We start from the raw sequence: 12,029 nt of genomic DNA on the forward strand, positions 1-12,029 counted from the left end.
GCAGGACGCTGTGCACCCTTGGGTCGCGCAGCATCAACAGGCTTGGTTCAGACCTCGGTCATCTCGAATTCACTCTTGCCAGCACCACAGTCGGGGCAGATCCAATCTGCGGGCACGTCCTCCCAGCGGGTGCCGGGCGGAATGCCCTCGTCAGGCCATCCGTCTCGCTCGTTGTAAATGAGCCCGCACAGCGCACACATCCAGGTTTTGTAGACGGGCGCATCGCCTGGGATTTCCGTGTTCACGTGAGCAGTTTCGTTGCTCATGACAACTTCCCCTATTCCTGTGGCAGGGTTCACGAGTTCGATTTAGGGCAAGGCTGGCCTATCCAACAGTGCCAGATAAATGCAGTTTACCGGACCAGTTTCTTGCCTGCGATACTACTCTTCCCTTTGTTTCGCCGATCGTGATCATCACCTGCACCTTGCGTTTGCTGGCGTGCCGATGCTGCGCCATCGCGCGGGTGGCGCGTTCGTCGAGATACGCCTCATCTTGGGGCTCTTGTTGCCTGGAGTGCCTGTCGTCTTTATTGGCCCGCGAAGCGACCTGCTCTTGAACGAATGAAGCTCACTCGGCAGGCCGGGCGGTCGAGACGGCGTTCCCCTCCGCATTGTCGAGCGCCGCAAGAGCCTTCGGCTTGCGCAAACGCACATAGACCTGCGCCGCCAGAAGCGTCACGCAAAGAAAAAGAAAGAACGCGCTGATCGGCCGCTCGACGAAAATCATGGCGTCGCCGCGCGAGACCAGCAGCGAGCGGCGAAAGTTCTCCTCCAAGCGTGGCCCCAGGACAAAGCCGAGCAGGATCGAGGCCGGGTGGAAATCGAGCAGCAGGAGTAGATAGCCGATCAATCCGACGACGACGGTCTCGCCGACCTGGAACATGTCGTTGTTGGTCGAGTAGACGCCGATCGCGACGAAGAACAGCGCGCTTGGATAGAGATATTTATACGGAATCATGAGGAGCTTCACCCACAGCCCGATCAGCGGGACGTTGAGCAAGACCAGCATGACGTTGCCGATCCAGAAGCTCGCGATCAGGCCCCAAAAGATGTCGGGGTGCTCTTTGATCAGTTGGGGACCGGGTACGATGCCCTGAATCATCAGCGCACCCAGGATCAGCGCCATGACTGCGTCCCCGGGAATACCAAGGCTCATTGTCGGAATGAAGTCGCCCTGTACCGACGAATGCGTCGACGCCTCTGGACAGGCGACGCCTTCGATCATGCCGGTGCCGAACTTCTCCGGCGTCTTCGAAATCTTTTTCTCGGCTGCGTAGGAGATAAAGGAAGCGATCGTTGGTCCCGTTCCCGGAATGAGCGAGCAAAGGCTCCCGATGACGGTGCCGCGCAACATCGCAGGGATGGAACGGCGCAGTTCGTCGCGTGATGGGCGCAGATCGCGCAAACCGACTTTCGAATAGCGCGTGTTCACCTCGGAGTATTGGTTCACGCTCTTCATGAACTCGGCGATACCAAATAGGCCGAGAGCGAGTCCGACGAGTTCGATGCCGTCAAGGAGATTCGGGATGCCGAAGGTGAAGCGCTCCGAGCCGGTCTCGACATCCGTTCCCACGATTCCTAGAAACAGGCCGAGCAACGTCATGGCGATGCCTTTGAGAGGCGAGCCTTTCGCCAGCGTCGAACCGGCGAGCAGGCCCAGAAGCATCAGCGAGCATATTTCAGTTGGACCGAACTCCAGCGCGACCTTCACCAGCACCGGAGCCAGAAAGATCATTTCCAGGATGCCCCAGGAAGCGCCGACGAACGACGATAGGACCGTGATGCCGAGCGCCGCACCGCCGCGGCCCTGCTTCGTCAGCGGAAACCCATCGAGGCACGTCACCGCGTGCGGCGGATGGCACGGTAAGTTGAGCAGGATCGAACAAATCGCGCCGCCGTATTGGGCCCCATAGAAAACCCCTGACAGCATCAGGATGGCGCCGACCGGCTTGATGCCGAACGTCAGCGGCAGCAGCACCGAGATGGTGGCGAGTGGCCCCATTCCCGGCAGGACGCCCACCATGTTACCTACGAGGACGCCGACAAAACACCACATGAAATTCTGCGGCTCGAAAGCGACACCAAAGCCGTACCAGAGATCGGAAAGCGCGCTCGCGAACATCTAAAACCCCCAACGGTACAGCGGGAAAGGAACCTTCAGCACGTAGGAAAAGAGGAGACAGCCGACGACCGCGACGACCGCGGCCAGGACGGCCGATCCTTTCAGCGTGGCGGTCCTGTCGCCGAGCGCGGAGACGAAGACGCACATGAAGGTGGCCGCGGCCATTCCGAAATAGAGGCCGAAGAGGACGAACATCAGAGGACCCGCGAGGATGCAGGCCCAGCCACGCCATTCCATCGCCGCGGGCAAGACGCGCTCTCCCTCTTCGAGAGGCGTCGCCAATCCGGTGACGAAGATCAGGGCTCCGACGAGAACCATCATGAGGCCGAGCATCAACGGAAACATGCCCGGTCCCACGTGCGCGAAGGTCCCGAGCGAATATGTTGCTGAGTTGACGCCGATCCCGGCGCCCAGCAGCACCATGAGCAGCCCGGCGTAGAAGTCCTTCTTCCGCAGCATCATCGGCATATCGGCACCTCTAGTTGGTTTTGGTCGCTATCACGACGAGCGCCGAGGCTGGTTCGGAAGACACCTGCGTCAGTTTGTGCGGAATCGTGGAGTCGAACTGGACGCAATCGCCCGGCTTCAATGTCTCCTTGCGCTTTCCGATGACGAGCTCGATCCGGCCGGAGAGAATGAACAGGATTTCCTCACCTTCGTGGTGACTCATGATGCGACCGCGTTTCGCCGTCTTGGTCGGTCGCACGATAAAGGCGCGCATGGTGCGGTCGGGAGCCAGACCGGCGACTAGCGACAGGTGCGTGTCGACGTCGCCGGCCTTCCCGTTCTTCGCGCGGACAATCGTGATCGGGTCGTGGTCGTCCGGCTGGCCGTAGAAGCGGTCTAAGGTCGTTCCGAGAGCCGCGGCGATCTTGAGGGCGGAGCCTATCGACGGAGAGGAGAGCCCGCGTTCCAGCTTGGAAAGATAGCTGCGGGTCAAACCGGAATCGGCGGCAAGCTGCTCCAGCGTCATGCCGCTCTGCACGCGAAGGAATTTGAGGTTGAGTGTCATTGCGCTCGGCTCTTTCCCAAGTTATTGCCCGCATCGATCTCGCACCAAACCACCGATAGTTCAAACCTTAGAACGGGTGCCGACTGATCACAGATCCAGCACTAGCCGTTGTCCGGCGCAATCGCCCACGCAGACGATGAGCTCATTCTGCCGCTCAGCAGGCGAAAGCACGCGATCGCGATGGATGGGGGGCCCTTCGGTCCAGCGCGTGCGGCAGGCGCCACAGATGCCGCCGCCGCAGGACACGGGGACGTCGACGCCGAGGGCATCGAGCGTTCCGAGAAGACCAACATCTGGCGTGACAGTTGCAAGCTTCTGGCTCGCCGACAGATACAGCTCGTAGGGAGGCACGTCGCTTCGGGCGATGGCCTTGGGCGGGGTGAACATTTCGATGTGTTTGCGCTTTTCCGGCCAGGCCGAGACGGCATCTTCGAAAGCCTTCAGCATCGCTGCGGGTCCGCAGCAGGCCGCTAGGCCACATCTGGCAAATTCCCCGACAATTTCGGCGATGACGGGCTTGGCCTGCGCGGTCGTATCGTAGAGGCGGACACGGCCTGCTCCGATTGCCGGCGCGATCATGTCGGTCAGGACCGGTCGTCCGCGGCTGGTCCAGTGCAGCACGTAGTTCGAGCGCCCTCGTCGTTCGAGATGCCGAATTGCGGAGATGAACGGGGTTACACCGATGCCTCCCGCGAGGAATACGTTCGTTCCCTCCTGGTCCAGTGCGATCCCGCCGCGCGGCAGCGAGACCGAAATCGGCTGTCCCGCCTCCACGCGATCGTGCAGGAAGTTCGAGCCGCCGCGTCCTTCGCGTTCGCGCTTCACCGCGATCACGTAGCGCCGATCATCGTCCGGTTCATTGCAGAGCGAATAGGTCCGGACGAGACCCTGGTCCAGGTGAACGTCCATATGGGCCCCGGCCCGAAAGGGTGGCAGCTCCCAATCGTCCTGGTCGACCAGCGTGAAGCGCTTGGTGTCGTTGCCGAGATCCTCGACCTTCGAGACGACGGTGGAGACCGTCTTGATCGCCTTCGCCATCTAGATCGGCCTCACGGCGTCGCCTACGCGTAGCGTGCCCCCTGCGATGATCTTGCAGTTTAGCCCCGACCGGTTGATCAACGGATCGAAGACGGACTTGCCGAGTATCTCCTCGATGTGCCGGCACGGCGTTGAAAGGCGGGTCGCCTCGACAATCGCTTCTCCGAGCCGGAAGCGACGGCCGACGAGATGATTCAGCGGGACGCCTTCGACGGTGACGTTCCGGCGATGTTCCTCGGGCAGCAACTCAATCTTGTGGTCGCGTTGCAGGGCCTCGAGCGTCTCCATCTCGAACAGGGTGACCTGCCGCCCCTCCTCCGGCTTGTGGGAGTAGAATCCTGTTTCCTGGCCGGCGAAATATCGATCGCCCTCGATACCGCGTCCAGCGACGAGCTCGAGCGAGGGAAACGAGCGCATCGGCAAAAAGGCACGCGGGGTCTTGTGCAAAAAGCGGACGACGCCCTGCCAGGACATGGTGACCTCGGGCTCATCGATTGCGGTCGCGTCCATCATGTTCTCTCCATGGGCCTTAATCCGAACTGGTCTCAACGTGATGCGGCGAGCGATTTGTCAAGGGTCTGGCGCACGTCTGATCGCACCTCGATGACGACCGGTCCCTTGGTCGTCATCGCCTCCGCGACGGTCCCGGGGGCACATTCCGCATCCTCGATGACGAAGCCGGTCGCGCCGAAGGCGCGCGCCAAAGCGGCAAAGTCGGGATTCGAAAGATCCGTGCCGTACGGACGATCGGGATAGGCACGCTCCTGGTGCGACCGGATGGTCCCGTAGGACTGGTTATTGGATACGACGATCGTGAGGTTCGCGCCTCTGGCGAAGGCCGTCGCAAGCTCATTGCCCGTCATCAGGAAGCCGCCGTCTCCGCAGAAGGCAACCACCTGCCGCTCCGGAAAGCGAAGGCTGGCAGCGAGCCCGGACGGGACCCCACTGCCCATCGCCCCGCAAGCCGAGCCGAGCAGCCGCGCGGTCGGCTCGAGGCTGAAGATGCGATGGACCCATCCGGCGAAATTGCCTGAATCCGTCGTGACGATGCCATCGGGCCTGAAGTGCGCGGCGATCGCCGCCACCGCGTGACCGAAGACGTCCGCCGATGGTACGCCGAACTGAGGCCAACCATGCGTGGCCGTCCGCGCCGCGGCAGCCGCGGAGGACCACTCGGCGCAGGCCCGCGCCGTCGCGGGAGCTGCGAGCATGGCCGACACGAATGCATGCGATCCAGAGACGACCGCGACGTCGGTTCGGACGCGCTTTCCGATCGCATCGGGATCTGGATAGACATGGACCAATGGCTGGCGAGGCTCGGCCTGTCTCGGAAACGCAAAGCCGAGCGAGGACAGATCGCCCAGACGTGTTCCGACGGCAACGACGAGGTCGGCGCGTTCGAGCAGTTTCACATGAGGCTGAGACGTGAAGAACCCGAACTGACCCGCCCACAGCGGGTGAGAGTTCGGGAACTGGTCCTGCATTTTGTTCATAGTGACGACCGGCACGTTCCATTTCTCGGAAAACGCGATCAGATCTTGGCGGAACGATGCCGTCCGGCATTCGCCTCCGACCAGCAGGATCGGCCGCTCCGCGGCCCTCAACGCCGCCCTCGCCTGTTCAATGGCCGCAGCACCGGGCTCCGGACGCACAGCTCCGTTGGCTCTGGCCACAAATCCCCTTCAAGGAGATCTTCCGGCAGTTCGATGGCGACGGGACCTGGCGTTCCCGCATGGGCCACGGCGAACGCGCGGGCCATCATCTCTGGAACGAGATCCGCCGAGCTCAGACGCACCGACCACTTCAGCACGCCATCGAAAGATCGGCCACAGTCGATCTCCTGCACCGCGTTCCTTGCGAGGTTCGGACGATCGACCTGACCGATCAGCATCACCAGCGGAATCGCCTCCTGCGCGGCCACATGCAACCCGAGCGCTGCGTTGAAGGCGCCCGGACCACGGCTCGTCATCACGACGCCTGCGCGCCCTGTGAGTTTGGCGTCAGCGACCGCCGCGAGGCTCGCGCTTCCTTCGTGCCGGCAAGTCACCAGATCGAAATCGTTACGGTCGCGCAGCGCGTCCAGCAGCGCCAGAAAGCTTTCTCCCGGGACGCCGAAGGCCCTGTCCACCCCGTGCGCGACGAGACAGTCCGCGACGAGTTCCGCGACGCGATAGGTCATGCGACGCTCCCGTCCTGCCTGATGGTCAGGGGATCGCCCATGACGCGCAGTGGCGCCTCCGTCCGATCTCGCAGTGCCTCGATCGCGAGGCCGTCAAGTAGGGCCCGAACGGCAAGGCCATCCTCGGTTACGTCGATGATGCAGAGGTTGGTGAAGATGCGGGTCACCACTCCGCGCGCCGTGAGCGGATACCCACATCGCTCCACGATGCGGGAGCGGCCATCCTTGGTGGTGTGGTCCATCATTACCCAGATCGACTTGGCGCCGACCGCCAGATCGATGGCTCCGCCGATGCCGGGCGGAGACCCGTTGTCACCCGTCGTCCAGTTGGCGAGATCACCGTCCTTGGACACCTGAAAGGCGCCGAGCACGGCCACGTCGAGATGACCGCCTCGCATCATCGCGAACGAGAGGCTGGAGTCGAAGTAGGAACCGCCGGTCCGGAGCGAGATGGGCATCTTCCCTGCATTGATGAGATCCCAGTCCTCTTCGCCCGCAGCCGGCTTCGGACCCACGTTGAGGACTCCGTTCTCGCTGTGAAGGATCACGCCAGACCCCTCCGGCAGGTAGTCAGCGACGTGCGTCGGGGCGCCGATACCGAGATTGACGAATCCTTCCTGCGGCAGATGAAGTGCGACCATGCGCGCCAGCGCATCGCGTGCAAGCGGTGTCATCGGGAGCTCCTTGCGAAAACGCGATCGACGAAGATGCATGGAGTGACTATGGCTTCCGGATCCAAATCGCCGACGTTGACCACGCGGTCGACTTCCACGGCGACCGTCCGGCCGGCGGTCGCCATCACCGCGCAGTGGTTGCGCGCGGTCTTGTTATAGGTGACGTTGCCGAGCGTGTCGGCGAGATGACCTTTGACGAAAGCGAAATCTGCATGAAGCGGTAGCTCAAGAATAAATTCGCGTCCGTCGACGACGATCCTCTCCTTGCCGTCAGCGAATACCGTTCCGACGCCGACGGGAGAAAGGAAGCCGCCGAGACCGGCGCCGCCCGCCCGGATGCGCTCCACCAACGTGCCCTGCGGAACGAGTTCGAGCTCGACCGTGCCGGCACGATATTGCTCGGCGAACTGCTTGGCGCTGCGCGGATAGGAGCAGACGATCTTGCGAACGATCCTGGCTTCGAACCACAGCGACAGATCGTCCTCCGTGGAGCCGGCGTTGTTCGATATCAGCGTCAGGTCGCGGACGCCCCGGTCGAGCACCGCCTTGACCACTCCGAGCGGAAGCCCCGCTCCGCCGAACCCACCCATCATGACGGCGTCGCCGTCCTTGATGCCTTCCACAGCCGCCGCCGCGTCTTCAACCACTACGTTGCGCATCGTTAAATCCGCCGTCTCTGCTACGGGATTGATTTGAGGTACGTCGTGGACAGGCCACGGCCGACCCGGTCGAGCAGCATCTGGTTGGTGCCGTCGGCGTAGGCCGCCATCCGGACCTCGGCGAAATGCATGTTCAGGCGGTGGGCTGCGCCGGCGCCCGTCGCGCCCACGATCCGGACGCACTGATCGATGCCCCAAAGCGCGGTATCGACAGCGAACTTCTTGGCTTGCGCCGCGAGCGCGACCGGATTTCCCCCGGTCTGTATCTGCTCGGCGGCGCGGAAGACGAGCGCGTTGGCGGCCTCAAGCCGGACCGACACCTCCGCCAGCTCCCAGCGCAGGCCCTGATGTCCGGTCAGCGGCTTTCCGAAGGCCTGCCGGCCTTCGCAGTAGTCCACCGCCTCGCACAGCGCCGCATGCAGAGTTGCGACGCACATGGCGGCCACGTGAACGCGGGCCGCGTTGACCGATGCCATCGATGCCTTGAGCGCGGCGCCGGGCGCTGCGATCAGACACCAATCGGGAATGAAGTGGGCGTCAAAGGCCACTTCGGCCAGACGGAAGGAACGCGCTCCGGGAACGACGATCTCGGTCCGCTTCACCGTCTCGGCTTGGCCGAAAGGCACGTAAAAGCTGGCGATCTCACCGGTCCCCGCAGCGTCTCCGACGCGGGCCAGGACGATCAGACCACCGACCAGCAGGCCGTTGGTCATCCACGCCTTGGTGCCGCTCAGAGCCCAGCCGCCGTTGACTGGAACCGCGGTGGTGGTCAGGGCGGAGACATCGCTGCCACCAGCTGGCTCCGTCATGGCGGTTGTCAGAAGAAGCTCGCCGCGCAACGCGGGCTGCAGCAGGCGCTCGATCTGGATCGACGTACCGGTTTGTGATAGGCGCGTCGCTCCGCCTTGATGGTGGTTCAGGCAGAACGCTGCCGCAAACCCGTGGTGCGCCATTTCCTGCGCAACGCGGACTTTGCACAAATAAGACGCTTCCAAGCCACCGTGAGCGCGCTTGGCCTGGAGGCCCAGCATGCCGAGAGCGGCCCACTCGGCGATCCACCTCTGCGGGAACGCGTCACCTGACACGTGCGCGGCGAAGACGCTCTCGGAGAAGGCACCGGCGCAGAACGCCCGCGCCTTCGCCACGTGATCACGCTCTTCGGCGGAGAGATGAACGTCATACTGGTAATAGAAGTCCACAGGAGATCCTTCGAGCTACTTCTGAAGAGGCGCCCCAATGTCCTTGGCCCACTTATTCCAGTAGGCCTCTTCCTGTCCGACCTCGGCCGTGAAGGTCGAGACCGTTGAACCTGTGATCAGCGTGGCGCCGATCGTTTCCAGTTGCTTGAAGAATTCCGGGTCGCTCGAAGCCTTGTCAAGTGCGGCGCCAACCTTGACGACGACGTCCGCGGGAAGGTTCGGCGGACCCGCGACCCCGAACCACGGCGAGATATCGAGAGGCTTGCCAGCGGCCTGCTCGATCGTCGGCAGATCCGGGAAGGCCGGCGACCGGTCGGCCGACGTCACCGCGAGCGCCTTCAGGGATCCGGCCTTGACCTGCTGGCCGATCGTGGCTTCGGTGAAGAAGCCCACCTGCAGGATGCCCGACATGCAATCGACGATCGGTTGATTGCCGCCCGAATAGGATGAACGTCATCTTCGTATCATAGGCCATGTCGAACAGCGTGCCGCCGACATGGGACGTCGCGCCGAACGTGCCGCCGAAGTTTACTTCTCCAGGGTGCGCTTTCAGATAGGCCACGAGTTCCGGAACAGTGGACACTGGAAGCTTCGGGTTCACCACGAGCAGGTTCCGCTGTTTCGCAACCTTGCGGATATAGGTGAAGCCCTTCTGCTGATCGTAGCGCACCGACGAATACAGTGCCTTTGCGCGAGTATTCGAGGACTCCACCGCGACGAGAAGCGTGTAGCCGTCAGGGTTTGCGCGGGAGACGTTGGACGCGGCGATCATGCCCCCGGCGCCGCCGTTGTTCTCGACGATGACGTTCTGGTTCAACTCCTTCGCCAGCAGACGACCGATCACCCGGCCGATGATGTCCGTTGGCCCTCCGGGGGGAAATCCGACGACCAGCTTGATCGTGGTTGAGGGATAAGCATCGGCGGCCTCGATCGGTCCAGCAAGGAAGCCGAGACAAAGAACGGCGGCGCCGGCGCCAATCGAGGCAGTTTTTCGGAACGATCGAAACATGCAGCACCTCCTTCGAAGGACGACCCACCTTCAAGCCAAGGACACTTTGTGTCAAGTGTGAAACGATCGTGATCCGCCCAGGAGGCGCACATTGACCGGCCAAACGCTGCGGAAAAAGGGTGCATCATGCCTGCTACGCCACATTGAGGCCGAATGTGCCGCCCCGCAGCCCGACCTTCCAGGGTTGCCAAACCCCGTCGTTGTGTTCTAGACGATCGGTCTACAGAGAACACAAATGGCGAAATCTACAGACAGCCACCGCGAGCTCAATGGGCAGGGCCGAAACCAAGTCGGCTATGCGCCGACCCGCGACGTTCTGATCCGTTGCGGAATGGAGGTGATGACCCAACAAGGTTTTGCAGCTACGGGCCTGGACGCGCTGCTGCGCCGCGCCACCGTGCCAAAGGGTTCGTTCTACCACTACTTCGAAAGCAAGGCCGACTACGGCCGCGAAATCATGAAGGCCTACGACTCCTTCTTCCGACACAAGCTGGACCGCGCCCTGGACGACGGAACGCTTGCGCCGTTGGCGCGCATGCGAGCTTTCGTCGAAGGCGCCAAAGCGGGCATGGCGAAATACAGCTATACGCGCGGCTGCCTCGTCGGAAACCTCAGCCAAGAGGTCGAAGCGCTGCCCGACGATTACAGGTCCGCCTTGGACGAGATCGTCAAAGGATGGCAGCGGAAGGTGGCGCATTGCCTGGCACGCGCATACGAGGCTGGCGAGATCGGCAGCGCGGACTGCGATGCCTTGGCTGAGTTTTTCTGGATCGGTTGGGAGGGAGCGGTGATGCGTGCGCGCCTCGTCAAGAACGGCCTCCCGCTCGATACCTTCATCGCCGGTTTCGTCGCCGGCCTGCCGCGTCCGGACGAGCCGAAGGCCAGGTCCAGAAGAAAATCGTGAAGAGGAGTTCGAGTTGTTCAAAGCCGTGTTGATCGAGAAGGACGAGCGGGGATATCGCGCCGACGTCGCTGAATTACCGGACAGCCGCCTCCCCGACGGTGAGGTGACGGTCGAAGTCGAGTTCAGCACGCTGAACTACAAGGATGGCCTCGCGATTACCGGCAAGGGCCCGATCGTGAGATTCTTCCCGCTGGTGCCCGGGATCGACTTCGCTGGCGTGGTGTCGTCGAGCTCCGACCCGACCTACACGCCGGGGGACCGCGTAGTTCTCAACGGCTGGGGTGTCGGCGAACAACATTGGGGCGGCCTGGCGCAGCGAGCAAAGGTCAAGGCCGACTGGTTGATCAAGCTGCCGCCCTCGATGCCTTCCCGCCGCGCGATGATCATCGGTACCGCGGGCTATACCGCGATGCTGTCGGTCGTAGCCCTCGAGAAGTATGGCATCCGTCCAGGCGCGGGCGACGTGCTGGTGACCGGGGCCGGCGGAGGCGTCGGCAGCATCGTGATCATGCTTCTCCACAAGCTCGGTTTCCGCGTCGTGGCTTCGACCGGCCGACCGGACGAGGAGCCCTATCTCAAGAGCCTGGGCGCTGCCGAGATCATCGACCGGTCACAATTGTCACAGCCCGGCAAGCCGCTGCAGAAGGAACGATGGATCGCCGCGATCGACTCAGTAGGCAGCCATACGCTCGCCAATGTTTGCGCCGGAATCAAACCGGACGGAGCGGTCGCCGCGTGCGGCATGGCGCAAGGATTGGAATTTCCCGCAAGCGTCGCCCCTTTCATCCTGCGAGGAGTGGCGCTGTTCGGCATCAACAGCGTGACCCGCTCGAAGGCAGAACGCGTCGAAGCCTGGGATCGTCTCGCTTCCTTGCTAACCGAAGCCGATCTGGAGAAGACGGCGGTCGAGATCGGTCTGAATGAGGTCGTCGCCGCGGCTGGCAGCCTGATGAGTGGCCAAGTGCGCGGGCGCACCGTCGTTAACGTCAATAGATGACATCGTCCGAAAAGTAGAGCGATGCGACCGTGGCGGTCCGCCTCGGGGGAAATCTGAAAGCAATGACCGCTCGTCCAAAAAATGGGAGATCCCCAAATATGGCTGCTTCGGAACTAATTGGAACGGATGAACCTGCGTTCGGGTTCTCGACGCGAGCGATCCACCATGGGTATGACCCTGGCCATCACTCTCGCGCGTTATCCCATCCCATTCATATGACGTCGACCTTCGCCTTCG

Annotated in this window: 14 protein-coding genes and 1 pseudogene; 2 read left to right on the forward strand and 13 right to left on the reverse strand. The window is 62.7% G+C overall.

Features of this window, described 5'->3' with window-relative positions:
• Window positions 1-47: 47 nt before the first annotated feature.
• The 13 genes and pseudogenes from IVA74_RS09435 to IVA74_RS40860 all read right to left on the reverse strand — a co-directional run.
• Window positions 48-200, reverse strand: coding sequence for a rubredoxin (locus IVA74_RS09435; RefSeq protein ID WP_039799797.1), 153 nt, complete (start codon window positions 198-200; stop codon window positions 48-50).
• Window positions 201-567: 367 nt separating this feature from the next.
• Window positions 568-2,121, reverse strand: coding sequence for a tripartite tricarboxylate transporter permease (locus IVA74_RS09440; protein ID WP_247342049.1), 1,554 nt, complete (start codon window positions 2,119-2,121; stop codon window positions 568-570).
• Window positions 2,122-2,589 (reverse strand): tripartite tricarboxylate transporter TctB family protein, encoded by a 468-nt coding sequence (locus IVA74_RS09445; protein WP_018456533.1) that lies wholly within the window; start codon window positions 2,587-2,589, stop codon window positions 2,122-2,124. It abuts the gene before it with no gap.
• Between the two features lie 10 nt (window positions 2,590-2,599).
• On the reverse strand, window positions 2,600-3,133 hold the full coding sequence (locus IVA74_RS09450; protein WP_247385366.1) for a helix-turn-helix domain-containing protein: 534 nt from the start codon (window positions 3,131-3,133) through the stop codon (window positions 2,600-2,602).
• An 87-nt stretch (window positions 3,134-3,220) separates the two neighbouring features.
• Window positions 3,221-4,171, reverse strand: coding sequence for a PDR/VanB family oxidoreductase (locus IVA74_RS09455; RefSeq protein ID WP_247342053.1), 951 nt, complete (start codon window positions 4,169-4,171; stop codon window positions 3,221-3,223).
• Window positions 4,172-4,684 (reverse strand): MOSC domain-containing protein, encoded by a 513-nt coding sequence (locus IVA74_RS09460; protein WP_247342058.1) that lies wholly within the window; start codon window positions 4,682-4,684, stop codon window positions 4,172-4,174.
• Window positions 4,685-4,716: 32 nt separating this feature from the next.
• Window positions 4,717-5,775, reverse strand: coding sequence for a thiamine pyrophosphate-dependent enzyme (locus IVA74_RS09465; protein ID WP_247342061.1), 1,059 nt, complete (start codon window positions 5,773-5,775; stop codon window positions 4,717-4,719).
• Window positions 5,772-6,350, reverse strand: a complete 579-nt coding sequence (locus tag IVA74_RS09470) for a thiamine pyrophosphate-binding protein (protein WP_247342064.1) — start codon at window positions 6,348-6,350, stop codon at window positions 5,772-5,774. The genes IVA74_RS09465 and IVA74_RS09470 overlap by 4 nt, the downstream gene beginning before the upstream one ends.
• A complete protein-coding gene (locus IVA74_RS09475) occupies window positions 6,347-7,024 on the reverse strand; it encodes a 3-oxoacid CoA-transferase subunit B (protein WP_247342066.1) in 678 nt (225 codons plus the stop codon). Before IVA74_RS09475 ends, IVA74_RS09470 begins: the two co-directional genes overlap by 4 nt.
• Window positions 7,021-7,683 carry a 3-oxoacid CoA-transferase subunit A gene (locus IVA74_RS09480; RefSeq protein WP_247282258.1) on the reverse strand — a complete coding sequence of 221 codons (663 nt, stop codon included), beginning with the start codon at window positions 7,681-7,683 and terminating at the stop codon, window positions 7,021-7,023. Before IVA74_RS09480 ends, IVA74_RS09475 begins: the two co-directional genes overlap by 4 nt.
• A 20-nt stretch (window positions 7,684-7,703) precedes the next feature.
• Entirely contained in the window at window positions 7,704-8,882 is a 1,179-nt protein-coding gene (locus IVA74_RS09485; RefSeq protein ID WP_247342069.1) for an acyl-CoA dehydrogenase family protein, read from the reverse strand.
• Window positions 8,883-8,897: 15 nt separating this feature from the next.
• The gene (locus IVA74_RS40855) at window positions 8,898-9,293 is read right to left on the reverse strand and encodes a tripartite tricarboxylate transporter substrate-binding protein (protein WP_253075627.1); all 396 of its coding nucleotides are present in this window, start codon (window positions 9,291-9,293) and stop codon (window positions 8,898-8,900) included.
• 94 nt (window positions 9,294-9,387) lie between these two features.
• Window positions 9,388-9,891 (reverse strand): annotated as a pseudogene (locus IVA74_RS40860) (tripartite tricarboxylate transporter substrate-binding protein); the annotation flags it as partial.
• A gap of 235 nt (window positions 9,892-10,126) precedes the next feature.
• Here IVA74_RS40860 and IVA74_RS09495 point away from each other — a divergent pair.
• Window positions 10,127-10,795, forward strand: a complete 669-nt coding sequence (locus tag IVA74_RS09495; RefSeq protein ID WP_247342072.1) for a TetR/AcrR family transcriptional regulator — start codon at window positions 10,127-10,129, stop codon at window positions 10,793-10,795.
• A 13-nt stretch (window positions 10,796-10,808) separates the two neighbouring features.
• Entirely contained in the window at window positions 10,809-11,792 is a 984-nt protein-coding gene (locus tag IVA74_RS09500) for an MDR family oxidoreductase (protein ID WP_247342075.1), read from the forward strand.
• Window positions 11,793-12,029: the final 237 nt, after the last annotated feature.

The organism is Bradyrhizobium sp. 132 (assembly GCF_023074185.1).
Classification (GTDB): Bacteria; Pseudomonadota; Alphaproteobacteria; order Rhizobiales; family Xanthobacteraceae; genus Bradyrhizobium.